The sequence below is a fragment of the Polynucleobacter sp. CS-Odin-A6 genome, assembly GCF_018882095.1.
Classification (GTDB): Bacteria; Pseudomonadota; Gammaproteobacteria; order Burkholderiales; family Burkholderiaceae; genus Polynucleobacter.
Window position 1 is genome coordinate 476,352 of sequence record NZ_JACVPD010000001.1, and the last position, 25,731, is coordinate 502,082.

Below are 25,731 nucleotides of genomic sequence, written 5' to 3' on the forward strand. Positions count from 1 at the left end.
CCACGATGAGTTCATTTAAGGAGTAGTCTCATGCACTATTACTATCAAAAGATTCCAGCATTATTTTTGATTTTATTCTGTCAGCTTGCGCTTACTGGATATGCTCAAGATGCTGGTAAATATCCCAACAAATCCATTACCTTTATTGCCTCCTCTGCCCCTGGTGGAACCACAGATTTCACAGCCAGAGTCTTAGCTCAACCGCTTGGCCTTGCCTTGGGTCAGACCATCGTTGTGGAGAATAAAGCAGGCGCCTCTGGCGCCATTGCAGCAGCAGCTGTAAAAAAATCGGACCCCGATGGATATACCTTATTAGTTCAATATTCTGGTTATCACGTCATTACCCCTTTGGTGAGCAAGAATCCATTACCTTGGGAATTAAAAGATTTTCAGCCAGTAGCCAATGTGATTTCGGCACCACAAATTGTGGTGATACGGGCAGATTTACCATTCAAGACCATGGCTGAACTAGTTAGTTATGCAAAAGCGAATCCAGGTAAATTAAATTACGCCTCTTCGGGTAATGGCTCTCTCCAGCACGTTACCGGTGCCATGCTTGAGCAGCAAGCCGGCATCAAAATGACTCACGTTCCTTACAAGGGGACTGGCCCCGCATTAGCCGATTTGTTAGGCGGCCAGGTTGATCTCACTTTTGGCACACCACCCCCATTTATCCCCCATATTCAAACAGGGAAATTGCTCGCGTTAGCCACAACAGGTAAAAAACGTATCCCAAGCTTGCCTGATGTGCCTACTGCTGCTGAAGCGGGATTGCCGAAGTTAGATGCTACTTCATGGTTTGCGGTATTTGCCCCCAGCAACACACCAGCGTTGATCGTTAATCGACTCACCACAGAGATTGCCAAGGTAATGGCTGTACCAGCTTTTAAAGAAAAGGTGATCGAGATGGGTGCTGAGGCAACGTATCTCAATCCTAAACAATTGGGAGAATTTATTAAGAGTGAAAATATCAGATGGACCTCGGTGGTAAAGACCGCTAAGATTGAGGCTGATTAAAATGAACGAATGTTTTTATGTCGGTTGATGTTTTATTTCCGGGTTTTGAGTCTCATACCTTTGAGGTGAATGGAATCCAGATTACTGGGCGTGTTGGCGGATCTGGTTCCCCATTATTACTATTGCACGGTCATCCTCAAACTCATGCGCTTTGGCACAAGGTCGCTCCACAGTTAATGAAGCGACATACCTTGGTGATGACTGATTTGCGAGGCTATGGCGACTCCTCTAGGCCACAAGGTGAGCCTGACCATGCTAACTATTCCAAAAGGGCGATGGCGCAGGATCAAGTAGAAGTAATGAAGAGCCTCGGATTTGATCGCTTTGATATCTTGGCTCATGACCGTGGCGCGCGAGTAGCTCACCGTTTGGCCATGGACCATGCTGCGTCAGTGAATCGACTAATCATGCTCGATATTGCGCCCACATTGGCTATGTATGAGAAGGCTGATAATGCATTTGCTAGAGCTTATTGGCATTGGTTCTTTTTGATTCAGCCCTCCCCTATGCCTGAGCGCCTGATTGAAGCAGACCCTGCTGCTTACGTTCGAGAGTTGATGGGCAGACGAAAGGCGGGACTGGCTCCATTTGATCCCTTAGCTTTAGCTGACTACATGCGCTGTATTGCTTTGCCCGGGGCAGCCCATAGTATGTGCGAGGACTACCGAGCGGCTGCAGGTATTGACTTGATCCATGATCGCGAGGATATTGCGGCAGGCAAGAAATTAGAAATGCCCACCATGGTCCTTTGGGGCGAAGAGGGTGTTGTACACCAATGCTTTAAACCACTCCACGAGTGGCAAGCTATTGGTAAAAATGTCATTGGTGAGGCAGTTCCCTGCGGCCACTATATTGCTGAAGAAGCTCCAGAAGTTCTACTGCAGAAAGTCATTCCATTTTTGAGTCAAGGTCAGTAATGGGCGGCAAAACCTTATATCAGAAATTGGTAGATTCACATACGGTGACTGAATTAGATGAAGAGCATGTATTGCTCTTCTGCGATTTACATTTAATGAATGAATACACCAGCCCCCAAGCATTTGCTGGATTAGATGAGCGACATCGTAGCGTACCGGTACCTGGTCAAAACGTATCTGTAGTGAGTCATATCATCCCCACCCATAATGAATCCCCGAGAAGAATTGCGGATCCCGCCTCTTTACTGCAGGCAGTGAATCTAAAGAAGAATTGCACTAAACACCACATTCCTTTGTTTGACACCAACGATACCCTGCAAGGTATCGAGCATGTAGTCTCACCAGAGCATGGCATGATTCGCCCCGGCATGGTGGTGATTTGCGGTGATAGTCACACTACTACCTATGGTGCTCTAGGCGTTCTGGGTTTTGGGATTGGTACTTCAGAGGTAGAGCATGTTTTAGCTACTCAGACCTTAGTCTACCGCCGAGCAAAAAACATGCGCATCACCATCAATGGATTGTTGCCCAAGGGAACGACATCAAAAGACATGATCCTGAACATCATTAGTCAAATTAGCGCCAAAGGGGCGATTGCTTATGTTGTTGAGTTTTGTGGATCAGCGATCACTGCTCTCAGTACTGAAGCCCGCTTTACTATCTGCAATATGGCGGTAGAGGCGGGTGCTCGAGGCGCACTCATTGCACCCGATCAGACGGCTGTGGATTATGTCTTGCAAAGAGCGCCCGATATCACTGGAGATATTCAGGCGGATGCCTTAAAGCATTGGGCTAGTTTGTATTCTGATGCGGGCGCTCAGTTTGATCAAGAGTACGTATTTAATGCCGATGAGATGGCTCCGTTTGTGACTTGGGGAACTAGTCCGGATCAAGCGATTGCTATTAATGCTTATATTCCCTCTAAAGAGTCTATTGAAGATCCCACAGATCGTTTAAGTCTTGAGCAGGCCTTGAGGTATACCAGGCTGACCGATGGGCAGGCGTTAGAAGGTACGCCGATTCAGCATGTTTTTATTGGCTCATGCACCAATGGACGTATTGAGGATTTGCGTGATGTGGTTGCCACTATTGGCGACAGACGGGTTGCTACTGGAGTGCGGGCAATGGTGGTTCCTGGGTCAGGTGCTGTTAAAGCGCAGGCAGAAGCAGAAGGGATTGCTGAAAAGTTGATTGCAGCTGGCTTTGAGTGGCGTAAACCAGGATGTTCGATGTGCTTGGCGATGAATGACGATGTTCTTGCTGCTGGAACACGCTGTGCTTCAACGACCAATCGCAATTTTGAAGGTCGCCAAGGACGAGGGGCAATTACCCATTTAATGAGCCCTGCAATGGCAGCTGCAGCGGCAGTTACGGGCATGATTACAGATGTTCGGAAATTGCAAGGAGTACAACATGGATAAGCAATCGCATATTCAAGGACATGCCGCTGTATTACGCATTGCTAACTTTGATACTGATCAAGTCATGCCAAAGCAGTTCTTGCGCGGCATTGATAAAGCAGGTTTGAAAGATGGCTTGTTTTATGATCTTCGTTTTGATGAAGCTGGTAATCCAAAGCCAGAGTTCTTCCTAAACCAAGCAGCCTATGCGTCGACTAATATTTTGATTGCAGGCTCAAACTATGGTTGCGGCTCTAGTCGTGAGCATGCAGTGTGGGGAATGCAGCAGTATGGTTTTAAAGCAGTAATTGCCTCCAGCTTTGCGGAGATTTTCTATTCCAATGCAATGGGCAATGGCTTGTTATTAGTCACGCTATCTGAAGATCAAGTGCAGGCACTCATGCAAGAAGCAGATGACTTGGGCGCGCCGGTTGCGATGGAGATTGATATTGAGTCTTGCACTGTTCGTAGCCCGAAACATCAATTTTCATTCCCTATGTCAGCAAGACACCATCGAATGTTTTTGGAGGGGTTGGATGTTATTGGGCTGACTCTCACTTTGCAAGCACAAATTGAGACCTTTGCTCAACAGCATTGGGCTAAGCAGCCCTGGGTCAAAGATGTTGCCCGTAAAACAGTCGATCGCTTAGAGCAATAGCGGAGAGCTACTTTTGAGTGGAATAGCCAATCAATCAATCTATAACTGACTGTACTGGGGGCAATCAGTGCGCTTAGTACGATTTATCTTATTTGCCTAGCCTATTTCTAGCAAACAATGCTAGAGTGAAAGCATTAAGGAATTAACTCCACATCCTGGGTAGATCTGCTCAACACTTTTTGACGCAGCAACAATGGGTTCCCAGCAGTCAGTATTCAGTATTCAGTATTGGCCAAGCCTTTGAGCACCCTATCAACATTGTTTCAATATTCCTAAAAGTGAGTTCCCTGTGAAACTTGAATTTATTGGACCAGCAGCTATTTTGGATAATGGCGATATCTCCTATTCAGCCACTCTAGATGGTAAGCCTCTGAAGTGCAGTTTCAGTTATGAGTCCTTGCAGGATTTAGATGCTGAGGGTGTTGAGACGGATGCGCTGAAATTATTTAATCACCATCAATTAAAACTGCTTTCGATCGCCGAGCAAAAGATTCTGAATGGCCATGTCAGTGAAGGTGCTGTGCACTTATTTAGCCATGACCTCATCCTGGATTAATTATTTTTTTATTTGGTTCTTCATTTGTTCAATTAGAAAGAGAAAATATGTCATTTAATCACTCAGTTATTTGGATCGATCATCAAGAAGCCCATGTGATTTACTTTAATCCCACCGCAAGCGAGGGCGAGGTCATTAAGACCCGATCTACCCATAAAAATCTGCATCATAAAAGTGGCTCTGTCAGTGGTACTCACGTTGCTCCAGATCAACACTATTTACATGAAGTTATTCAGGCCGTTAAAGAATCTAAGGAGATTTTGATTGTTGGACCAGGCTCTGCAAAATTAGAGCTCATGAAGCATGCGACTAAACACGATCACCTGACGGCTGACAAGATAGTGGGTATCGAGACTGTAGATCACCCTACGGATGGACAGTTACTGGCTTATGCAAAACACTATTTTGCCAGGGCCGACGCATTAAAGGGTGATACCGTAATTAAGAGTTAATGAGGCACTCTATCCATGTTACTCATCATCGCCTTTGTCATCAATGGAGTATTGGCTTTGATGGCCATCTTGTTGCATTACGAGGCGCTTTTTCAGTTAAGTAAAAATCTCCCTAAGGTGGCGCACATCCCACCTCGATTTAGGGTGCTAATGGGTGTCGGTACTATTTTTATAGCGCACGTACTTGAGATTTGGCTATTTGCATTGGGCTATTTTTTTACTTTGCAATTTCCGATAATGGGAAGTCTGGTGGGTAAGATCTCAACTGATGGCATCTTGTTGGACTGTGCTTACTTATCATTTGTGACATTCACAACCTTAGGCTATGGAGAGATCGTCGCTCAAGGCTATTTGCGTTATCTGACGGGTGTAGAAGCGCTAACCGGTTTTATTTTAATTACCTGGTCTGCCTCTTTTTTGTTTATAGAAATGCAGAAGTATTGGACGTTCTATAAAAGCACTCAAACAAAGCAGCAATAGTCGGTCATATCACAGTTAGATTTAATTTCCTTTGTTCGGCGTACACTAGCGGCTGTACCCTTAAGGGCTTATTTTTTCATCCTAGGATGTCATGTTATCTCTACCAAAATTATTGATCCTACTTTGCGCTCTCATACTTGCTGGCTGTCAGTCGACAGGAAGTAATGGGAAGCCTTTAACAGAGGCAGAGATTGTGCAAAAACGTCAGTCAATCCTAGTCATGTCGAAGGTGGGCTTAGCGGCCTTAATTAAGCAAAATCCTGCAGTCCAAAAAGAGGTGGAAGCTGTCCCAGGATACGCCGTCTTCAGCACTAAGAATGTGAACATTGTGTTATTGGTGTTAGCTAGAGGTGAAGGGGTCTTATTTGATCGACGTCGACCTGAACCCATTTTTATGGAGGCATTAAAAACGGGCGAGGGTATTGGCGCAGGCTATCAAGATCAGTATCAAATCATCATCTTTAAAAACACAGATGCTATTGACCAGTTCTTAATGACTTCAATAGACGGGCAACGTGGGGGTATGGATGTGGATGCGAATTTTTCTGCGGGTTCAGGAGGAACGGTTCGTTCTTTCAACCCCTATATTTCCATCTACACAGTGGGACTAGCAGGCTATGATTTGCAGGCAAATTACGGTGGAACGCTGTATCTAGTCGATCAGCAGATTAATGATGCTAAAACCTTGAGCACTTTACCTAACAAGAAAAAGTAATTTAGAGATAGTTTTTTTGATATCGAAGTGCAGTTTTTATGGTTTGGAAATGAACATCTACAGTCGACTGAATTTCTTTACCGTAACCACCCGCCATGCTAAAGGCAATCGGAATCCGATGATCTAGGCCGAACTGAAATACGCATTCATCCCGCTGGCGCATTCCATCTGTACTGATACTTAATTTTCCCAAGCGATCTCCCTCATGGGGATCTGCACCAGCCAAGTAAATAATGAAGTCAGGCTTAAAGCGGGCGCTTAAAATTTCTAGGCCTTGGTCTAGCGCTTCTAAATAAGACGCATCCCCAGTTTCATCTGGCAAACCGATATCTAGATCACCCACTTCTTTTGCAAATGGAAAATTATTTTCTCCATGTATAGAAAAGGTAAAGATTGAGGGATCATTCTCTAAAATAGCAGCTGTACCATTGCCTTGATGAACATCTAGATCAATGATGGCCACCTTCAACTTTGGGTGAATTTCTTTCTGAAGTGCTCGCGCTGCAATTGCTGAATCATTAAAAACGCAGAATCCACTACCTTTGTTGCGGTAAGCATGGTGGGTTCCCCCAGCCAAATTAGCAGCGATACCCTCTGTGAGTGCCATCTTGGAGGCTGCTAGGGTTGCCCCTGCTGATCTTCGAGAGCGCTCCACCATTTGGGCGCTCCAGGGAAAACCAATCTCCTGTTGCTCTTGCGGGCTGAGCGACCCTTGTAATACTTTGATGAGGTAGCTTGCATCATGTGCATAGAGTATTTGGGTGTCCGTGATCGCCGGCGCATTCTCGAGCTGAATATCATCCAATTGTGAAACCAAGTCTCGCAATTTTTTATACTTCTCCATCGGAAAGCGGTGCCCGACAGGAAGTGGTAAAACATAATGGTCGGCGTAAAACGCTTTCAATGAGAGGCTCGCGGTTGGATCATGCTGTGGAGTCTATTCGTTTTTTCATAGGGATGTATGACTAAGTCACCAAAACCAGGATTTAAAGGCAATAAATCCTTTTTACCGAGCAAGCTCTGCGTCGCCTGTGGCAGGGAAATGACTTGGCGAAAATCTTGGGAAAAGAATTGGGAATCCATTAAGTACTGCTCGGATGCTTGCCGACTCAAGAAATCTGCTTCAGCAAAGCCTGGAGTGTAATCAATGAAAGTCATGATTTATTGGTTCAGAAATGATTTAAGGCTGACAGACAATCCTGCGTTTGTGGATGCCTGTCTGCATGCGGACTTCTTGCTACCGGTGTATATCCATTCCCCACAGAGTAAGAAAATACATGCCTTGGGTTTTCCAAGGGAGAGTGACCATCGCCAAGCCTTTTTAAGGGAGTCTTTAGATGACTTAAGAGGTCAATTACGCAACATGGGTTCTGATTTACTCGAATATGCTGGCGAGCCCGTCAAATTGCTTTCCCAACTAGTTGAACTTACCGGTGCCGATACCATTTATTGCGAACGCATTGAAGCGCCTGAAGAAATACACCAGTGCCAGCAGATCAAAGCTCTTGGAATCTCGCTGCACGAGTTCTGGCAGTCCAGTATGTTGTCTTTGGATAAACCGCCTTTTCCTGTTCAAGAGATGCCGGATATGTTTACTCAGTTTCGGAAAGAGATCGAGCGTGCGGGCCTCAAGTTTGAATCTCCAGTGACTGCGCCATCCACCATTCCTCCGCTACCAAAGTTACCTGAAGCTCTAATGACAAAAACCGACCACCCAGAAATTGCCTCGGCAAAGCAATGGATTGGTGGCGAAAGAAATGCTACTGCCCACTTAAAACAATATTTGGAAAGACGCTTGCCAGATAGCTATAAAGAAACTCGCAATCAACTGATCGGTCAAGACTACTCCAGTAAGTTTTCACCTTGGTTGGCCTCGGGTTGTATTTCTGCAAGGACGATTGCTGCTGAGTTAGCGGCTTATGAGCAATGTTATGGCGCGAATGATGGCACCTATTGGCTTTGGTTTGAATTAATGTGGCGCGATTATTTTCGTTTTCTGCACTTTAAATATGGCAGGCGACTCTATTTAGAGAAGGGCTTGAGTGAGTTACCCCTGAGACTTAGTGATGATCGCCGATTTGATCAATGGCGCTCTGGTAAAACCGGCGTGCCATTGGTCGATGCGGGAATGCGAGAACTGTTGCAGAGTGGGTATTTATCGAACCGCATGCGTCAGATCGTAGCCAGTTATTGGGTCTATGATTTGCAAGGAGATTGGCGTTTAGGTGCTCGCTGGTTTGAGTCTCAGCTCATTGACTATGACGTCTATAGTAATCAAGGCAACTGGCTTTATCTAGCTGGACGAGGAACAGATCCTCGGGGAGGTAGGCGCTTTAATATCGCCAAGCAAACTCAAGATCATGATCCTCAGGGGAAGTATCAAAGCTTATGGCTTTGAGAATATTGCATTAATACCTCCATCGAGACCTTCTCTAGCGCTTTAGCATGTGTGCTTTCTAATTGAATCATTGGTGCACAGTTGGCTTCGAGCGCTTCAAGCCAGCGATCAATACAGAGGCACCATTGATCACCCGCTACTAACCCAGGAAATTGATAGCCAGCTCTTGGAGTAATGAGGTCATTGCCTCTTTTTAGACTGAATTGCAGGAAGTCGTTGGTGACGATGGCACACACCAAGTGACTACCAATATCTTGCTCATTGGTTTTGCAGCAACCGTCTCGAAAGAATCCAGTCAAGGGTTCAAAAGAGCAGGGCACGAGAGGTTGGCCCAATACATTTAAGGTGATGTCATTTTGCATAGGTGCTTTCTTTATTTACCAAGGCAGTCTTTCGCCGGCATAACTAATAAATGTTCCTGAATCTTCTTTGTTTAATGACAGCAAGACTTGCAGCATATCGCTTGCAGCATCTGCGGGCAGTCTACCAATTTGCTCGCCTTTAAATGGCTTTGATAACCGAGAATTCACAGTTCCTGGGTGTAGAGCTACTAAAGCAGTATTCGACCTAGTTCTGCCAAATTCGATCGCAGCGGTTTTAATCAGCATATTGAGTGCGGCCTTAGAAGCGCGATAGCTATACCAGCCGCCCAAGCGATTGTCTTCGATACTACCGACCTTTGCAGAAAGGGTTGCCATCACAGCACCCTTTGGATCTAGTAGTTTAGAAAAGTATTTAATCGTCAGGCTAGGGCCGATGGCATTGATTTGCATCAACATCTGTAGTTGTTTAGCATTGAGATCATCTAACTTTTTCTCAGGCATCCAATGCTCGGAGTGCAATAAGCCAATCGTATTGATAATGAGTTGAAAAGGACCCTGATCAGCCAAGGCAATCGCAGCTGATTCAATAGTGCTGAGATCCTCATAATCAATTGGAGTGGCTGAGTTTCGATGAATCCCGTACGCCGCCTCACAAGCGGGATTATTCTGCAGTAACTCCATAAACGCTGATCCAATGGTTCCAGAGGAGCCAATAACTAATGCGCGAAAGGTTTGTGGGACTAAGGACATGGTGATAGTGAGTGAGCACTACTTTAAAAGGGCTCAGCTAGTTTATTGAATAAGTCTTAAACTTGCCTAATGACCACTCGATTACCTCAAGCCCTATCAGAAGCAGACCGCTCGAGATTGATTGAGATGGCTTGGGAAGATCGTACGCCTTTTGATGCGATTGAAGCCACTTTTGGATATTCCGAGCCCCAAGTCATTGCTTTAATGAGAAAAACACTGAAACGCAGTTCTTTTGAGCTGTGGCGCAAAAGAGTCACTGGGAGAGCAACGAAGCATTTAGCTCTCCGTAGCAAGTTAGTGACCCGCGCTTACTGCGCAACTCAGTACAAGCAAAAATAATCCCCATGAAAAAACTGACTATGTTCTATGATGGACTATGCCCCTTATGCCAAGCAGAAATTTTATTCTTATCAAGGCGTAATGAGTCTGGTTTATTGCGCTTTGTGGACGTGAACTCCGCGCAATATTCGGCAGAGGCGGTGGGCGTGTCCTGCCAGCAAGCATTAGATTCGATGTATGCCCAATACGATGATGGTGAGCTCATCAACGGGGTAGCCGTTTTCTGCGCAGCCTATGAAAGGGCTGATCTGCCCAAGCTAGCTTGGCTGTTTTCACGGCCCAGCTTGCAGCCTATGCTGACATGGGGATATCGTTTTTTTGCTAAAAACCGCCATACGATTTCAAGCTTACTGGGTCCTACGGCATTACGCTTAGTCAAAGCCACATCTAATCAAAAGAGAGATTAGAAGAAATAAACGATGAGGAAATATTTACTTCACAGCAGCATCACACTATTCATCAGCCTCTTTCTTGCTGTGGGCTTATGCAGCGCTAGGGACCTTTCTCGTATCGATCCTTCCTTCAATCAACCCCTGTCACAAGGGGTTGGTAGATTGACCTTCTGGGGATTTCATATTTACGATGTGACGCTTTATCGCAGTAGTAACTTGAGTTCAGCAGAATTTGCCTTAGATATTAAATATCAAAAATCGTCCTCGGGAAGCTTAATTGCGCACAAGACTGCAGAGGAGATGAAGAAGATGGGTGTGTCAGATTCTCAGGCAACTATTTGGGAAAAAGAATTAGCGGAAGTATTGCCTAATGTTGAGTCTGGACAAACTCTGACGGGGGTCTACTCTCCAAAAGTGGGCGCTACTTTATTTTATGAGGGTAAAAAAATTGCCCAAATACCGGGAGTCGAATTTTCAAAAGCGTTTTTTGGAATTTGGCTCGATCCTAAAACCAGTGCACCCAAGCTACGAGCTGAATTGCTCGGCAATGCTTGTCCACCACCCCTATTTTCTGGAGCCTGTTAAATGCGTATGATTACTCTGACACCCAAATTACTAGCCAGCTTTTTTCTAGCCCTCAGCTTGCTTGCTTGCTCCTCACCAAAGGTGACGCAATATGCTCAAGAGACACCCAAGTTAGATCTCAGCGAATATTTCAATGGCACGATCGATGCCTATGGCATCTTCACTGATCGTAGCTGTAGTGTGCAAAAAAGATTTACCGTACTCATGGTTGCTAAGTGGTCAGTAGTCGATGGCAAGAAGACTGGCATCCTCGATGAAAGCTTTGAATACTCCGATGGTACAAAACAAAAGCGGATCTGGACTTTGGTGGAGACATCGCCTGGCAAGTACATTGGTACTGCAGACGATGTGGTTGGCGAAGCTATTGGAGAGTCTTCGGGTAATGCCTTAAATTGGGCTTACACGCTGGCATTACCAGTAGACAAATCGATTTACCATGTGCAATTCGATGATTGGATGTACCTCATGACCCCTAAGGTCATGATCAATAAAGCCAAGATGAGTAAATTTGGCATTGATCTTGGTGAAGTGACCTTGAGTTTTTATAAGCGCTAATATATGACTAAGCAGTTTTCTATGCCCATCTATCAAGCAGGAACTCACGCTTGAAAAAGCTCATATTGATTTTGGGCGACCAACTGAATCTGGACAGCTCTGCTTTAGAGGATGTTGATGTTGCAGTAGATGAAATCGTGATGGTTGAGTCGGCTCACGAGGCTCAGCATGTTCAGTCTCATAAGGCACGCATTGCATTATTTTTATCAGCGATGCGTCATTTTGCCGAACAGCTCAAGAGCCAAGGTCTTCCTCTAACATACATTCAGCATTCACCTAAAACGATTGTTGAGGTGCTGAGAGACAAAATCGTTGAGGGTAAATTTACCCATCTGATTTGCGTAGAGCCTGGTGAGTGGCGTCTCAAAAAGAACTTTGAAGATTTGGCCGCGGAGTTGAATATTGCCTTAGAGATGCGTCTTGATAATCATTTTTATTGCACCCATGCTGACTTTAGAGACTGGGTTGCGAAGAAAAAAGAATTACGACTCGAGTATTTTTACAGACTCATGCGGAAAACGCATGGCATTTTGATTGACTCAGAAGGTAATCCAGAAGGCGGTCAATGGAATTTCGATCGTGACAATCGCAAACCCTTCCCGAAAAAAGGCCCTGGTTTAATTCCGCCTCCAGAATTATTCAAGCCCGATGCGATTACTGCGGCAGTTCTGCTTGAAGTTGAGGAGCGATATGCAGACCATCCTGGGTCGCTCGCGCATTTTCTGTGGCCTGTTACCCGCAGCCAAGCCCTGCAAGCATTAGAAGGGTTTGTTGAGCATCGTCTAGCAACGTTTGGGATATATGAAGATGCAATGTGGACTGATACTCCTTTTGGATGGCACTCCTTACTTTCAAGCGCTCTCAATCTCAAGCTTCTCAATCCCAGAGAAGTGATTGCGGCAGTATTGCTGGCTTGGAAAAAATATGACCTTGAGCTGGCAACCGTGGAGGGGTTCATTCGGCAAATTGTCGGTTGGCGAGAATTTGTGCGTGGGATGTACTACCTCGATATGCCGCAAATGGCGCTGGATAATTATTACGATCATCAGAATGCATTGCCCGCCTGGTATTGGACTGGCAAAACCCAGATGAAGTGTATGCAGGAATCAATTGGACAGACGTTGCAGTACGGCTATGCCCATCATATTCAGCGATTAATGGTGACTGGAAACTTTGCACTGCTCGCAGAAATCTTGCCTCAGGAGGTCTGTGACTGGTACTTGGCTATTTATATTGATGCGATTGAGTGGGTGGAGCTGCCCAATACTGCTGGTATGGCCCTCTTTGCGAGTGGAGGGCGATTTACTAGTAAGCCCTATATTGCCAGTGGCGCCTACATTAAGCGCATGAGTAATTATTGCGGGTCTTGCCAATATAAGCCCGATATCCGGTTTGGGGAGGGTGCATGCCCCGTTACCAATCTCTATTGGAACTTTTTGATCAAGCACCGCCCTCAATTTGAGGCAAGCCCCCGTACCCGCTTGATGACCGCCAATTTATCCCGCATTAGCGATGCAGATCAGCAGGCCATTCAGGTTCATGCCAAAGGCCTACTTGGGGACTTAAACTCCCTATAATGGCTTGATTACTCCTTAAGGCCGTACTGACACATTCTGGCAATTTGTGTCACACTTTCCTTAGATAAATTAGTAGGACCCGAATCGCAATGAGAATAGAAGACACCGATCCAGCAAGGCATGCCGCTATTGAATACCCCATGGAAGTGGGCGCCCCGGTATTTGCGCCCATTAAGGTGCTGGAAGAAAAAGACAAAGCAGTCAATGTAGCTCGCCAAAATGCGAAGCTAGAATATGACCGCATCATGGAGCAGGCGGAAGTATTGATGAAGCAAGCGCGTTCACTTCAAGCCCGCTTAGATGCCACTGAAATGGTCCACAGTGCTAAATTTAGCTTTAATCCTCTCCATGGCAAAACATATCATCTGTACTTCGACAGTCGTATTGGTACTAATGTGTTGATTCAAAATGGCCCTGATCAGTGGACTTGCGGTATTCCTGATGCTTGGACTTATGCCATGGCTGTCAAAAAGCTAGGGGATAGTACTTGGGCGATCGTTGAGGATGACGAGGTTCCATCCTCTTCGCTTGCAGTAAGATAATTTTTTACATAAAAATAATAAGGTGACTTGTGACAACTGCTCGAATGGTTAGTCTTACAGAACTCGGCAATGCCGACGTAATTAAATTAATTGATAAAGAATTGCCTGCTCCCGCCAAAGGTGAAGTGCAGCTTCGTCAAACAGCGATTGGTTTTAACTTCATCGATGTCTATCAACGATCGGGCGTTTATCCATTAGAAATGCCTACAGGCTTAGGCCACGAAGCTGTTGGTGTGGTTGAGGTCTTAGGTGAAGGCGTAACGCGATTTAAGGTAGGTGATCGGGTGATGTATATGAATGCCGGTATTGGGGCGTATGCGAGTGCTCGCAATGTGGCAGTTGATAAATTAGTATCCGTTCCAGATGCCGTCTCTGATGAAGTGGCTGCTGCCGTATTCTTCAAGGCGATGACTGCGCAATATTTAGTCCAAAAAACATACCCCGTGAAATCTGGTGATGTGGTTTTGGTACATGCCGCTGCTGGTGGTGTTGGTCAAATCCTAGCTGGTTGGGCAAAGTCCTTAGGCGCTTTTGTGGTTGGTACGGTAGGCTCTGAAGCTAAATTTGCTGCAGCGAAAGAGGCGGGATGTGATGCCGTGGTTGATTATTCAAAGCCAAATTGGGTTGAAGAATTTCTTAAAGCGACTGGTGGTCGTAAGGCCAATGTGGTTTATGACTCTGTCGCTAAAACCACTTTCTTGGGCTCGCTTGACTGTACTGCTCCTTTTGGCATGGTTGCTTTGTTTGGTGCAGCCTCAGGTCCAGCCCCAGAGATTCAGCCAGAGATTCTAAATAAGAAGGGTTGCCTCTTCTTGACCAGACCTTCAGTATTTCCACATAACGCCACCCCTGAGCTTCTCCAAGAAAATGCCCGCGCGGTATTTGATGCGATTGCTCAAGGCCGTGTAAAAGTGCAGATCGGCGCTAAATTTACTCTTGAGCAAGCTGCTGAGGCGCATAAGGCCGCAGAGGGAAGAAAAGTTGCTGGTGCGATTGTGATAATTCCTTAACAACAGCTGTCGAGCTATCGACATGCTTGATGATTAGCCCCGCTCTGGCGGGGCTTTTTTATTACCAATTAATGTCACAACTAGTCACACTTATAGTCAACCCGACTGTAGAATGAAATGGACGCTTTGATGTCTACCTAGAAAGATGCATATGAACTATTTCATTAAGTCTCTTCTGACTGCAACCTACTGTATTTTTTGCTCAGTAGTGTTTGCACAAATTCCAGATACGCAATATTCCCAAGGAATTTCTTATGTTTCTGGTGGGGTGGGCGAGGGGGAGTCACAGGCTATTTTGGACGAAGCACAGCGATGGCCCTTATTGCTTGAGCTTTCTCAGTTAGAAAGAGGTAGGGGCGTGTGGATTTTTGGTGCCACGATCCAGATTCTGAATACGCAAAATCAGATCATCTTTGATGCCCAGGCTAATGGCCCCTACATCCTAATTAACTTACCTGTGGGCAATTATCAGATTGCAGCAACTTACCAGGGAGTTGTTCAGAAGAAATCAGTCAACATCAAGTCTACAGCCTCGCATAAGATCAATCTCTTTTGGCAGTAGTTTTAGCGAACGTCATTGTCTGTAAATTGATGCAGCGCCGTATAAAATAACTTCGAAACTCACTTCGCTTTTCTCAGCTATAGTTTGACAAGATAAATTACTCATTCATTGGAAATAACAATGCGTACTCATTTTTTTGCAGACTCTTTGATAGCAGGCATCATTTCCACATTGCTATTGAGTCCTGTGGCTTTTGCACAAACTCCGGCAAGCAGTAAAGCGAGTCTTCAAGGTAGTTCTGAACTACTCTGGTTGGGCCAGGCTGGATTTCGAATCAAGAGCCCCAATGGCAAGATGATTTTGATTGATCCCTGGATTACTGGCGGCCCCAAAACACCGCCCATGTATAAAAATGACTTGGCAGCGATTGGGTCGATTGATTTGTTGTTGGTAACTCATGCACACGTGGATCATATTGGTGATGCCCCAGCGCTTGCCAAGATGAACAATACCAAATTGTATGGTCCAGCAGATATGGTGACCCCCCTCATTACTTTGGGGATATTGCCTGCTGACCTTGGTCATCGATTTAATAAGACCGGTCGAGTAACGCCCCTGCCTGGTATCAAGGTCACTGCTGTTCAAGCGGAACATTCTTCTTTATTGGTTTGGAAAAATCCAGCCACTGACAAAATGGAATCCCATCCCGCTGGTGAGGCAATGGGCTACATCATTGAGCTAGAGAATGGTTTCAAAATCTGGCATATGGGCGATACCGGACTCTTTGGTGATATGAAGTTTATTTCTGAGCACTACAAGCCAGATTTGGTATTAATTCCGATTGGTGGGAATTTCACAATGGCTCCTGATGATGCTGCCTTTGCTTTGCGTACCTGGGTGAAGCCAAAGATGGTCATCCCTATGCACTACAACTCTAACCCGATGACTAAGGGTACCTTGGCTGAGTTTCAGGAGGCGATGAAGGGTAGCCTAATCAAAATTATTCCTATGACTGAAGGCGAAACAATTCAGTTTTAATTCTTGAATTCTTTAATGATGTTGAGTGGAAATCTTTTGTGATGGATATTTCTCCTGAAGTAAGGGCGCAGCTTGCTCCCAACGGCGTTCTATTTGCCTCAGTGTATTTAGGGAACTTCCTATTGGTGACTGGTGAATCAACTAGCGGTGAGCCGATGGGGATAGCGCCTGATATCTGCCGCGCGATTGCGGAGCGTTTGGGTGTGGAGTTGAACTTGAGGGGCTTCAAGACCCAGGAAGAGGTTGTGGATTCAGCGGCCTCTGGCCAGTGCGGAATCGCATTGGTTGGCTCTGATCCAGCTCGTGCTCAGCGAGTGACATTTACACCCGCCTATGTGGAGCTGGAAGCAAGCTACTTGGTTCCAGCTGGATCATCGATTGTGAATGTGGAGCAGGTAGATCAACCAGGCATTCGGATTGCTTCCTTTTTGAGGAGTGCTTATGATCTTTGGTTGCAACGAAACCTGAAGCACGCCACCTTAGTTCATGCCGATAGCGTCATCGCGAGTAATGAGTTATTCGTGCGAGAAAAATTAGATGCATTAGCTGGCTTAAAAACGGGACTCGTGACTGCGTCTCAGAGTATTCCTGGGTCGCGAATTTTAGATGGACAATTTACTGGGATTCAGCAGGCCGTTGCTACAAAAAAGACTCATCAAGAATCAATTCAATTCTTGAATGCCTGTGTTGAGGAATTTATTCGCTCAGGCCTAGTTGCTGCTTTAATACAGAAACATCAAGTACAAGGTTTATCCGTTGCGCCAATAGTAAAACGATCACCAGAAATTTAAGATGAAAAAAATTGTATCTACATTTATTTTAGGACTCGGCTTATTGAGTTATCAGGCGGTTTTTGCTCAGACTGATAGTTACCCCAATCGTCAAATCAAGATCATTTCACCATTTGCCACCGGTGGAATTGCAGATGGCTTCTCGCGGATTATTGCTCAAGGATTGAGTGAGGCTTATGGCCAACCCGTCATTGTCGAGAATAAGACGGGTGGCGGAGGCAATATTGGCGCAGATTTTGTTGCTAAATCCCCTGCGGATGGCTACACGCTGATCATGGGCAGTATTGGCACTCATGCTGTTAATCCCTATCTCGTGAAGAATATGCCTTATGACCCTTTTAAAGACTTTGTACCTGTAGCTTTTGTATTGGATGCAGAGGGTTTAATGGCCGTGAATCCCAGTCTGCCCGTCAAAAATGTGAGTGAGCTGATTGCTTATGTCAAAGCGAATCCAGGAAAAGTATCTTATGGTTCAGGTGGTATTGGCACTGCAAGTAATTTGGCCGGCGAATTGTTTAATCTCACTGCCAAAATTGATATGACTCATATTCCTTATAAGGGTAACGCTTTAGCCATCACGGATTTAATCGGCGGGCAAACCCAAGTCATGTTTGCTACGATGCCAACGATTCTTCCCTATGTGAAAAGTGATAAATTGCGCGGTCTAGCAGTAACAGGGGCAACACGAGACCCATCTATGCCAGATTTACCCAGTATTAGCGAAACTCTGCCTGGATTCGATGTCAAAAACTGGATTGGTCTATTTGCTCCTGCAGGCACACCGCCAGCTATCGTGAAAAAGTTATATGCCGAAGTCAATAAAATCATGATGCAGTCCGTGGTTCAAAAAAAGCTCGAGTCTGAGGGGGCCAAGTATTACGCTATGACCCCTGAAGCTTTTGGGGCTTTCCAGAAGAAAGAGTCCGTTCGTTGGGGCAAGATTATTAAAAGTGCCGGTATTAAGCCTGAATAAGGCCTTATGAAGGGCTAAGCTTTTACCCTGGACTCGGCTTATAATTGGCTAAACGATTGAATTAAAAGAAATTTATCAATTAAATACTGTTTTGGGTGGTTTGATAGTCCTCTGGGGCTCTCAGGCGATGCCTAGGGTGGTTTGATTCAAGCCATTTTTTCTGATGACAGCCATTCACCCTTCTCACTCAACATCTCCCCATCCGATTCTGGAAGCCCGGGCCATCACTTGTGTGAGGGGCGAGCGGGAACTCTTTTCTGATCTGAATTTACAGGTTTGTGCTGGTCAATGCCTTCATGTGCGTGGTGAGAATGGGATTGGAAAAACCAGTCTATTGCGGCTATTAACTGGCTTGGCTTCTCCTGAGGTGGGCGACATCCTTTGGAATGGAAACTCCATTAAAAAAGATTCGTCTGAATACCACAGCCAACTATTATTTTCGGGGCATCGCGATGCCTTGAAAGAGGATTTAACTGCCCTTGAAAATCTGCGCATGTATGCGGCCATTGATGGCATTGCTATTTCTGAAAAAGAGGCTTTTGCCGCCTTATGGCGCTTTGGCTTAAAGGGGCGCGAAGACCTCACGGTCAATTGTTTATCTGCTGGGCAGAAAAAGCGTGTACTGATGGCGCGCATGCTGATACGACGTGCACAGATCTGGATTTTGGATGAGCCCTTCAATGCGCTGGATACTTCTGCCATGAGTGAGTTACAAGCCTTGATTGGCGAGCATCTTGAGGGCAATGGCTTGGTGGTCCTGACGAGCCATCAAGCACTGTCAATTTCTGGTCTGCAGGTGTTTGATCTATGAATCCCTTGATTACCATCATTCATCGCGATCTATTGCTCGTGATGCGCCGTAAGAGTGAAGTCTTGACGGCATTGTTTTTCTTTGTGATCGTCACTAGCCTATTCCCGCTCGGAATCGGTGCCGATCCCAACTTATTAAGAAAGATTGCCCCTGGGGTGATTTGGGTGGCTGCTTTACTGTCGACGTTACTGGGATTGCAGCGCATGTTTGCAGCCGACTATGCTGATGGTACTTTAGAGCAACTCGTTTTATCCCCGAACACCTTCACCACATTGGTATTTGGCAAGATTGTGGCTCATTGGTTGGTGTGCGGGCTTCCATTAGTCTTGCTGGCGCCCGTGATTGGCATTCAGTTTGATTTAGATGCTTCTTCATTAGGGATATTGATGGCAGTACTGCTATTGGGAACCCCTGTTTTATCATTATTGGGCTCGATTGGAGCGGCGCTTACCCTAGGGGTGAGGGGTGGCAGCGTTTTGATGAGTCTGCTGGTTTTGCCCCTATATATTCCCGTATTGATTTTTGGTGCTGGCGCCGTCTATGCCAATAGTGAAGGTTTGGATATCACCGGACATTTTTCCTTGCTAGGCGCTTTATTCATTTTGGCGTTAGCATTTGTACCTTGGGTTAGTGCTAACGCTGTCAAGATTGCCATTGAATGAATAATGTAAATAATTTATCTTCTAGTCGTCTGCTGAACTGGTTCAAATTCTCGAGCCCGAGTACTTTTTACCCTTTGGCTGGAAAAATGATCCCTTGGTTCTGGGCGCTCGCGCTCGTTTTTGGGGTGGCAGGCCTATGGATTAGCTTTTTTGTTGCCCCGGTAGACGCAGTTCAGGGACAAGGCTATCGCATTATTTTTGTTCATGTCCCAGTGTCTTGGATGTCCATGTTCATTTATCTAGTGATGGCTGCATGGGCGGGCTTAGGCTTGATATTTAATGCACGCTTATCCGCCATGATGGCGCAGGCTCTTGCTCCGATAGGCGCTTGGATGGCCTTTCTTTCGCTATGGACTGGTGCTTTTTGGGGTAAGCCAATGTGGGGCGCTTGGTGGGTCTGGGATGCCCGCTTAACATCAGAATTAATCCTCCTTTTCTTATATCTTGGATTTATTGCATTACAGGCCTCAATTGATAATGCCCGCCGCGCTGATAAAGCAGGGGCAATCTTGGCTTTAGTTGGCGTAGTCAACGTGCCGATTATTTATTTTTCAGTGAAATGGTGGAACACCTTACATCAAGGTGCCTCGGTGTCTTTAACGAAGGCTCCCGCCATGGCTCAGACCATGCTGTGGGGAATGCTATTAATGGCTTTATGCTTATGGATGTACTCAATTGCAGTAGGGTTAATGCGTGTGCGCGCCATCATTTTGGAGCGTGAGGCCCATACTGACTGGGTCAAGCAATTAAATGAGGTTAAGCGTTAATGTGGAATAGTCCTGCAGAATTTTTTGCGATGGGTGGTTATGCTCTCTACGTCTGGTGTAGTTTTGGAATCTGCGCGGCCGTCTTTTTGATGGAGCCCTTAGCTGTTCGAGTACGTCACAAGGCGATTGTGCGCAGACTGCAACGAGAAATCATGGCGGAGCAGCTTGATCAAAAGGGTGGAAAGTGAAACCTAGGCAGAAGCGAGTAGCCATTATTGTTGGCGCACTGATTGCAATTGGTATAGCGGCAACATTAATTTTGAATGCGCTCAATAGCAATATTGCCTTATTTGTCACGCCGAGTGAGGTCGCTGCGGGTAAGGCACCTACAGGACAAGCTTTTCGAATTGGGGGCATGGTTCAGGACGGCTCCGTTAAAAGGGATGGCGTAACGGTGAATTTTGTTATTACTGATATGGTGAAAAGCATTCCGGTTGCTTACACAGGTATTCTTCCGGATTTATTTAAAGAGGGTAAGGGCGCTGTGGTTCAAGGCCGACTTGATTCTAATGGCCAATTTATTGCCAGCGAAGTGCTGGCTAAGCATGATGAAAACTATATGCCACCAGAGGCGAAGCATGCTTTGGATCAGGCTCAAAAAAATGGAAGTAAATAATGATTCCTGAATTTGGTCACTACGCATTAATCCTGGCTTTATGTATTGCCATCATTCAAGGTGTGCTGCCATTACTCGGCGCTCATCAAAGCCGGCGTGAATGGATTCTGTTGGCTAGACCAGCAGCCCAAGTAGTGTTCTTGTTGCTAGCAATTGCCTTCTTCAATTTGGCATGGAGTTTCTATATCAACGATTTTTCTGTGCTCTATGTTGCCGAGCATTCAAACTCTCAAATGCCGGTAATGTACCGCATCAGTGCAGTGTGGGGCGGTCATGAAGGCTCACTATTACTATGGGTTTTCTTGCTATCCACATGGGCTTTTTTAGTTGCCCAACTCTCCAAGTCACTCGATGAATTCATGGTGGCGCGTGTGCTCGGTGTGTTGGGCTTGGTGATGATTGGTTTGTTATTGTTTGTTTTGTTGACCTCAAATCCTTTCGAAAGACTGTTACCTGCTGCTCCAGAGGGGCGCTCTTTAAATCCCTTATTACAAGATCCTGGTCTAGTATTCCATCCCCCAATGCTTTACATGGGCTATGTTGGTTTCTCAGTAGCCTTTGCATTTGCGATTGCTTCTTTATTATCTGGTCGATTAGATGCCGCTTGGGCGCGGTGGTCGCGTCCTTGGACAACAGCGGCATGGGTGTTTTTGACGCTGGGTATTGCTCTGGGATCTTGGTGGGCTTATTACGAATTGGGTTGGGGCGGTTGGTGGTTCTGGGACCCAGTTGAGAATGCCTCTTTTATGCCCTGGTTGGTCGGTACAGCGCTGTTACATTCTTTAGCTGTTACCGAGAAGCGCGGTGGGTTCAAGAGTTGGACGGTTCTATTGGCGATTACTGCATTTTCACTTTCGCTGCTAGGAACATTCTTAGTACGCTCGGGAGTGCTTACTTCAGTCCATGCTTTTGCGACCGATCCTAAGCGCGGCATATTCATCTTGCTTTTCTTGGTGCTGGTGGTAGGTTCATCATTAACGCTATATGCTTGGCGCGCTCCAAAGAGTACCCTTGGTGGCAAGTTCAGCTTAACTTCACGCGAAACTTTTATTTTGCTAGGCAATGTATTTTTAGTGGTGTCGGCAGCCTCAGTGTTACTGGGGACACTCTATCCATTACTGATTGATGCTTTGCAACTAGGCAAGATCTCAGTTGGGCCTCCCTACTTCAATGCGGTTTTTGTGCCGATCATGGCTCCCTTATTGGTATTGATGGGAATCGGGCCCTGGACTAGTTGGAAAGGCTCCGATCTGTTGGCTGTCATCAAGCGTTTATGGATCGCCGCGGTGATAGCAGTGATCGCTGCTGTTTCGATTCCGTTTGTCATGGGAGAATTTACTTGGCTGGGTAGTCTCGGTTTCTTATTAGCCTTCTGGGTGATCGGCTCTGGAGTCTTGCAAATCATCCGCCAAGCTAAAGCGGGCAAACCAACCCGTTCCTTTCTTGGCATGCAATTCGCCCATTTTGGAATAACGGTATTCGTGATTGGTGTCACGATGGTAGGTGCCTATCAAGAAGAAAAAGATGTCCGCATGCTCGCTGGTGAGAGTGTGACTGTCGGCGGCTATCAAATTCAGCTCGAAGGGGTGAGTGCTGTACCTGGCCCAAACTATAAAGCGATGCAAGGCACATTTTTGCTCAGTCGCGATGGGAAGGTAGAAGCCACCATGTATCCAGAAAAGCGTAGTTACTTTTCTTCTTCAATGCCAATGACCGAGGCAGCAATTAACGTGGGCTTGACCCGAGATATTTATGTTTCCTTGGGTGAGCAATTAGAGGGCAAGGCATGGACTGTGAGGGTTTATTACAAACCCTTTGTTGATTGGATTTGGGCTGGGTGTTTATTGATGGGTCTTGGTGGCATATTGGCAATGTCGGATAAACGCTACCGCATGAAGTTGCGCAAAGTCTCTGCATGAAAGCCAAGTTTTTAGTTCCCCTTCTCTTGTTCGTCATTCTGGCAGTGTTTTTAGCAGTAGGTCTTAGCCGTGATCCACAAGAAATACCTTCTCCTTTGATTGGTAAGCCAGCTCCCGCATTCGAAGTGCCCCAACTGGCTGACCCAAAGAAAACGTTTTCGCCGGAGAGTATGAAAGGTCAAACCTGGGTGTTGAATGTGTGGGCCTCTTGGTGTGCGGCTTGTCGCGATGAGCATCCGGTACTAGTTGAGTTGGGCAAGATGCAGGTGGCGCCGATTATTGGATTGGATTACAAGGACAAGCGCGAAGCCGCCATGACTATGTTAGCGCTCCAAGGCGATCCCTATCTTTTATCGGCTTTTGATAGCAATGGCCGAGTAGGTATTGATTACGGTGTGTATGGCGTTCCAGAAACGTATGTGATTGATAAGACTGGCGTGATTCGGTTTAAACATATTGGTCCAATCACTATGGCAGTCCTAAATCAGAAAATTCTTCCCTTATTGAGCCAGTTGAAGTGATATCTAAAAAAAGTTTCCTGTCATTTATCTTTGCTTTAGTCACTCTAGGTTTGTTAAATACGGCCTTTGCTAAAGAAGCAGAACTGCTAGTAGATGACCAGGTCACTGAGCAACGCCTCATCGTTATTTCAGAAGAAATGCGTTGTCTGGTTTGTCAGAATGAATCCCTGGCAGGGTCACGCTCTGATTTAGCGAATGACCTACGCAGAGAGATTCGGATTCTGATTAAAGAAGGCAAGACTGATGATCAAATTCGGAATTTTATGGTGGAGCGTTATGGTGACTTTGTTTTATATCGCCCACCCGTTAAACCGATCACTTGGTTGCTCTGGATAGGACCCTTTGTGATTTTGCTCGCAGGCATTATTGGTTTATTGGTGTACCTGCGCCGCAGAAATCTGAATGTACCTAGCACTACGCTATCGGCAGAAGACAATCGCCGAATTGATGCGTTACTTAAGGATGCCAAATCCAATTCAACAGAAAATTGACATGACTAGTTTTTTAATCTCCGCCTTCCTTTTATTGATTTTGATCTTAGTGCTAGTACTGCGCCCATTCTTTTTTCCTGCGAAAGAGTCGGCCACTTCGCGTCGCCAGATGAATGCGGCTATTTATGGAGAAGAGCTAGATAAGCTCGAGGCGGATCGTCTATCCGGTGTAGTTGATAGCAGCACTTATGAGCTCATTCATGCAGAAATGCGTCAACGTCTTTTTCAGGATACTGATGAGGCCGATGATCTGGCGGTCCTGGGCTCTCCCAAGAAAACGATTATCGGAATTAGCGTTTTCGTGGTGCTACTTTCAGCAGGCCTTTACTTTGGCTTAGGTGACGCTTTCCGAATTGCTGACATTAAAGATCAACAGCCGATGACTAAGGAATCGGTTGAAAAAATGGTTACTGAGTTTGCTGCAAAGATGGAAAAAGAACCAGATAATCTCAAGGGTTGGACCATGTTGGCGCGTTCCTATCAAATTTTGGGTCGCAATGCCGATGCTGCAAAAGCCTATGCCCGCGCAGGATCTTTTGTGGATACTGATCCGCAATTATTAGCAGACTATGCTGATGCCCTGGCGGCAAACGCCAATGGCAGCTTCGCTGGTAAGCCCACGCAACTGATTAATCAAGCATTAAGACTAGACCCTAATAATTTACTGGCCTTATGGCTTTCAGGAACTGCTGACTTTAATGCTCAGAACTACAAAGCAGCAGTTCAGTCCTGGGAGAAGTTAGCTAAGCAATTGCCTCCAGATTCAGATGAGGCTCGTACGATTGCAGCATCTATTGCTGAGGCGCGCCTCAAGGGCGGGCTTGCTCCAGCAAGCGCGCCAGTAATCAGTAATCAAGGAGTGAGTGGCCAAGTGGATATTGCACCTGGTCTTCAATCGAAGATGAAGTCGGACGATATCTTGATGGTGATTGCCCGTAAACCGGGTGAGCGCATGCCGGTAGCAGTTCTCAAAACCGCAGTGACTGCATTTCCGATGAAGTTTGTTCTCAATGATGCTTTGGCGATGAGTCCGAATGCATTAATTTCTCAGTTGCCTGAAGTATCAATTGAGGTGCGCGTTTCTAAAACGGGCATGGCGATGCCAGAGCCAGGTGACTTGATATCCAAGCAAGAAATAGTCAAAGTGGGAACAACGAATATCCGCTTAATGATCGATCAAGTCAGGCCTTAACTAGCCGCGACCAACAAATGGCATATTACTAGCCATGATGGTCATCGAGAGAATATTGCTCTCTAGCGGCAGTTGAGCCATGTGTAGAACTGCCTGACCAACATGATCTACATCCATCAGTGGCTCAACCTTTTTGGAGCCATCAGGCTGAATAATGCCCGCCGCCATTCGTAAAGTCATCTCAGTACCTGCATTACCAATATCAATTTGTCCGCAAGTAATATTAAAAGCACGTCCATCCAAGGCGATCGATTTAGTTAGCCCTGTAATAGCATGTTTTGTCGCAGTGTAGGGCGCCGACATCGGGCGCGGAGTGTGTGCAGAAATAGAGCCATTATTGATAATTCTGCCGCCAGTTGGAGATTGGGCTTTCATCATGCGGATGGCCTCTTGTGAGCAGAGAAAAGCACCGCATAGATTCGCGTTAATGACATTCATCCACTGCTCGTAAGTTAAATCTTCCATGGCAATTGCTGGAGCTCCCATCCCGGCATTATTAAAGAGCACATCAATACGCCCAAAATGCTGTTTTATTTCTGCAAATAAGTGCTTAACTTCCTCTGGTTTGCCCACATCGCAAGCTACTGCTAGGCAATTAAGGTTACTTCCGCCAATGTCTTGGATGGCTAGGTTGATTCTCTCTAGATTCCTGCCCGTAAGAACCACACGAAATCCCCCTCCCAATAGCGCCTTTGCCGCCGCTTTACCTATACCAGTTCCTGCGCCTGTAACTAAGGCTACTTTACTGAGGGGTGTATGCATGATTGTCCTAACGGTTCTTT

Annotated in this window: 34 protein-coding genes; 30 read left to right on the plus strand and 4 right to left on the minus strand. The window is 46.0% G+C overall.

From position 1 onward, the window contains the following. Positions 1-30 precede the first annotated feature (30 nt). The 8 genes from ICN15_RS02370 to ICN15_RS02405 all read left to right on the plus strand — a co-directional run bounded on the left by ICN15_RS02370 (position 31) and on the right by ICN15_RS02405 (position 6,195). Positions 31-1,017, plus strand: coding sequence for a tripartite tricarboxylate transporter substrate binding protein (locus ICN15_RS02370; RefSeq protein WP_216201012.1), 987 nt, complete (start codon positions 31-33; stop codon positions 1,015-1,017). A gap of 17 nt (positions 1,018-1,034) precedes the next feature. Next, entirely contained in the window at positions 1,035-1,934 is a 900-nt protein-coding gene (locus ICN15_RS02375) for an alpha/beta fold hydrolase (RefSeq protein ID WP_216201014.1), read from the plus strand. Further along, complete coding sequence (gene leuC, locus ICN15_RS02380; protein ID WP_216201016.1) at positions 1,934-3,355, plus strand: 3-isopropylmalate dehydratase large subunit; 1,422 nt, start codon at positions 1,934-1,936, stop codon at positions 3,353-3,355. The genes ICN15_RS02375 and leuC overlap by 1 nt, the downstream gene beginning before the upstream one ends. Continuing rightward, positions 3,348-3,992, plus strand: coding sequence for a 3-isopropylmalate dehydratase small subunit (gene leuD / locus ICN15_RS02385; RefSeq protein ID WP_216201018.1), 645 nt, complete (start codon positions 3,348-3,350; stop codon positions 3,990-3,992). The genes leuC and leuD overlap by 8 nt, the downstream gene beginning before the upstream one ends. Before the next feature lie 289 nt (positions 3,993-4,281). After that, entirely contained in the window at positions 4,282-4,548 is a 267-nt protein-coding gene (locus ICN15_RS02390) for a DUF1488 family protein (protein ID WP_216201019.1), read from the plus strand. A gap of 47 nt (positions 4,549-4,595) precedes the next feature. After that, positions 4,596-5,000: a translational machinery protein gene (locus ICN15_RS02395; protein WP_216201021.1), complete on the plus strand. Its 405-nt coding sequence runs from the start codon at positions 4,596-4,598 to the stop codon at positions 4,998-5,000. Positions 5,001-5,015: 15 nt separating this feature from the next. Next, positions 5,016-5,480: an ion channel gene (locus ICN15_RS02400; RefSeq protein WP_216201023.1), complete on the plus strand. Its 465-nt coding sequence runs from the start codon at positions 5,016-5,018 to the stop codon at positions 5,478-5,480. Between the two features lie 91 nt (positions 5,481-5,571). Continuing rightward, positions 5,572-6,195, plus strand: a complete 624-nt coding sequence (locus ICN15_RS02405) for a hypothetical protein (protein WP_216201025.1) — start codon at positions 5,572-5,574, stop codon at positions 6,193-6,195. 1 nt (position 6,196) lies between these two features. Here the strand turns inward: ICN15_RS02405 and ICN15_RS02410 are convergent, their stop codons facing one another. Then, positions 6,197-7,099, minus strand: coding sequence for a histone deacetylase (locus tag ICN15_RS02410; RefSeq protein WP_216201026.1), 903 nt, complete (start codon positions 7,097-7,099; stop codon positions 6,197-6,199). Positions 7,100-7,237: 138 nt separating this feature from the next. Here ICN15_RS02410 and ICN15_RS10955 point away from each other — a divergent pair, with 138 nt between their 5' ends. Together ICN15_RS10955 and ICN15_RS02420 are read left to right on the plus strand one after the other, a co-directional pair. Further along, complete coding sequence (locus ICN15_RS10955) at positions 7,238-7,339, plus strand: DUF2256 domain-containing protein (protein ID WP_370625412.1); 102 nt, start codon at positions 7,238-7,240, stop codon at positions 7,337-7,339. 3 nt (positions 7,340-7,342) lie between these two features. Further along, positions 7,343-8,593, plus strand: a complete 1,251-nt coding sequence (locus ICN15_RS02420) for a DASH family cryptochrome (protein ID WP_216201028.1) — start codon at positions 7,343-7,345, stop codon at positions 8,591-8,593. Here the strand turns inward: ICN15_RS02420 and ICN15_RS02425 are convergent. Together ICN15_RS02425 and ICN15_RS02430 are read right to left on the minus strand one after the other, a co-directional pair. Then, positions 8,575-8,955, minus strand: coding sequence for a DUF2237 family protein (locus tag ICN15_RS02425; protein WP_216201029.1), 381 nt, complete (start codon positions 8,953-8,955; stop codon positions 8,575-8,577). The two genes, ICN15_RS02420 and ICN15_RS02425, sit on opposite strands and share 19 nt — an antisense overlap. Before the next feature lie 15 nt (positions 8,956-8,970). Beyond that, positions 8,971-9,666, minus strand: a complete 696-nt coding sequence (locus ICN15_RS02430) for an SDR family oxidoreductase (protein WP_216201030.1) — start codon at positions 9,664-9,666, stop codon at positions 8,971-8,973. A gap of 69 nt (positions 9,667-9,735) precedes the next feature. On the opposite strand from ICN15_RS02430, the gene ICN15_RS02435 reads away from it, so the two are divergent. The 20 genes from ICN15_RS02435 to ccmI all read left to right on the plus strand — a co-directional run bounded on the left by ICN15_RS02435 (position 9,736) and on the right by ccmI (position 24,949). Beyond that, entirely contained in the window at positions 9,736-10,005 is a 270-nt protein-coding gene (locus ICN15_RS02435) for a TIGR03643 family protein (protein WP_216201031.1), read from the plus strand. A gap of 5 nt (positions 10,006-10,010) precedes the next feature. Further along, a complete protein-coding gene (locus ICN15_RS02440; protein WP_216201032.1) occupies positions 10,011-10,412 on the plus strand; it encodes a thiol-disulfide oxidoreductase DCC family protein in 402 nt (133 codons plus the stop codon). A 12-nt stretch (positions 10,413-10,424) separates the two neighbouring features. Continuing rightward, entirely contained in the window at positions 10,425-10,982 is a 558-nt protein-coding gene (locus ICN15_RS02445) for a chalcone isomerase family protein (protein WP_216201033.1), read from the plus strand. After that, a complete protein-coding gene (locus ICN15_RS02450) occupies positions 10,983-11,537 on the plus strand; it encodes a DUF3833 domain-containing protein (RefSeq protein ID WP_216201034.1) in 555 nt (184 codons plus the stop codon). It abuts the gene before it with no gap. 50 nt (positions 11,538-11,587) lie between these two features. Next, positions 11,588-13,114 (plus strand): cryptochrome/photolyase family protein, encoded by a 1,527-nt coding sequence (locus ICN15_RS02455; RefSeq protein ID WP_216201035.1) that lies wholly within the window; start codon positions 11,588-11,590, stop codon positions 13,112-13,114. An 89-nt stretch (positions 13,115-13,203) separates the two neighbouring features. Beyond that, the gene (locus ICN15_RS02460; protein ID WP_216201036.1) at positions 13,204-13,656 is read left to right on the plus strand and encodes a DUF2452 domain-containing protein; all 453 of its coding nucleotides are present in this window, start codon (positions 13,204-13,206) and stop codon (positions 13,654-13,656) included. A gap of 29 nt (positions 13,657-13,685) precedes the next feature. Then, positions 13,686-14,666, plus strand: coding sequence for a quinone oxidoreductase (locus ICN15_RS02465; RefSeq protein ID WP_370625383.1), 981 nt, complete (start codon positions 13,686-13,688; stop codon positions 14,664-14,666). A 151-nt stretch (positions 14,667-14,817) separates the two neighbouring features. Beyond that, positions 14,818-15,228, plus strand: coding sequence for a carboxypeptidase-like regulatory domain-containing protein (locus ICN15_RS02470; RefSeq protein WP_216201037.1), 411 nt, complete (start codon positions 14,818-14,820; stop codon positions 15,226-15,228). Positions 15,229-15,348: 120 nt separating this feature from the next. Beyond that, positions 15,349-16,206, plus strand: coding sequence for a metal-dependent hydrolase (locus ICN15_RS02475; RefSeq protein WP_216201038.1), 858 nt, complete (start codon positions 15,349-15,351; stop codon positions 16,204-16,206). Between the two features lie 41 nt (positions 16,207-16,247). Continuing rightward, entirely contained in the window at positions 16,248-16,997 is a 750-nt protein-coding gene (locus ICN15_RS02480) for a transporter substrate-binding domain-containing protein (protein ID WP_255532868.1), read from the plus strand. 1 nt (position 16,998) lies between these two features. Further along, entirely contained in the window at positions 16,999-17,970 is a 972-nt protein-coding gene (locus ICN15_RS02485; protein ID WP_216201040.1) for a tripartite tricarboxylate transporter substrate binding protein, read from the plus strand. A 163-nt stretch (positions 17,971-18,133) separates the two neighbouring features. Beyond that, positions 18,134-18,781: a cytochrome c biogenesis heme-transporting ATPase CcmA gene (ccmA, locus tag ICN15_RS02490; protein WP_216862771.1), complete on the plus strand. Its 648-nt coding sequence runs from the start codon at positions 18,134-18,136 to the stop codon at positions 18,779-18,781. Then, complete coding sequence (ccmB, locus tag ICN15_RS02495; RefSeq protein ID WP_216201041.1) at positions 18,778-19,443, plus strand: heme exporter protein CcmB; 666 nt, start codon at positions 18,778-18,780, stop codon at positions 19,441-19,443. The genes ccmA and ccmB overlap by 4 nt, the downstream gene beginning before the upstream one ends. Continuing rightward, entirely contained in the window at positions 19,440-20,210 is a 771-nt protein-coding gene (gene ccmC / locus ICN15_RS02500; protein ID WP_216201042.1) for a heme ABC transporter permease CcmC, read from the plus strand. The genes ccmB and ccmC overlap by 4 nt, the downstream gene beginning before the upstream one ends. Continuing rightward, positions 20,210-20,398, plus strand: coding sequence for a heme exporter protein CcmD (gene ccmD, locus ICN15_RS02505; RefSeq protein WP_216201043.1), 189 nt, complete (start codon positions 20,210-20,212; stop codon positions 20,396-20,398). Before ccmC ends, ccmD begins: the two co-directional genes overlap by 1 nt. Further along, positions 20,395-20,826 (plus strand): cytochrome c maturation protein CcmE, encoded by a 432-nt coding sequence (ccmE, locus tag ICN15_RS02510; protein WP_216201045.1) that lies wholly within the window; start codon positions 20,395-20,397, stop codon positions 20,824-20,826. The genes ccmD and ccmE overlap by 4 nt, the downstream gene beginning before the upstream one ends. Continuing rightward, positions 20,826-22,745 carry a heme lyase CcmF/NrfE family subunit gene (locus ICN15_RS02515; protein ID WP_216201048.1) on the plus strand — a complete coding sequence of 640 codons (1,920 nt, stop codon included), beginning with the start codon at positions 20,826-20,828 and terminating at the stop codon, positions 22,743-22,745. Before ccmE ends, ICN15_RS02515 begins: the two co-directional genes overlap by 1 nt. Then, a complete protein-coding gene (locus tag ICN15_RS02520; protein WP_216201049.1) occupies positions 22,742-23,266 on the plus strand; it encodes a DsbE family thiol:disulfide interchange protein in 525 nt (174 codons plus the stop codon). Before ICN15_RS02515 ends, ICN15_RS02520 begins: the two co-directional genes overlap by 4 nt. Beyond that, complete coding sequence (locus ICN15_RS02525; RefSeq protein ID WP_370625384.1) at positions 23,263-23,757, plus strand: cytochrome c-type biogenesis protein CcmH; 495 nt, start codon at positions 23,263-23,265, stop codon at positions 23,755-23,757. Before ICN15_RS02520 ends, ICN15_RS02525 begins: the two co-directional genes overlap by 4 nt. A gap of 1 nt (position 23,758) precedes the next feature. Further along, positions 23,759-24,949, plus strand: coding sequence for a c-type cytochrome biogenesis protein CcmI (gene ccmI, locus ICN15_RS02530; RefSeq protein WP_216201051.1), 1,191 nt, complete (start codon positions 23,759-23,761; stop codon positions 24,947-24,949). On the opposite strand, the gene ICN15_RS02535 is transcribed toward ccmI, so the two are convergent. Continuing rightward, a complete protein-coding gene (locus tag ICN15_RS02535) occupies positions 24,950-25,711 on the minus strand; it encodes an SDR family oxidoreductase (protein WP_216201053.1) in 762 nt (253 codons plus the stop codon). Between the last annotated feature and the right edge of the window lie 20 nt (positions 25,712-25,731).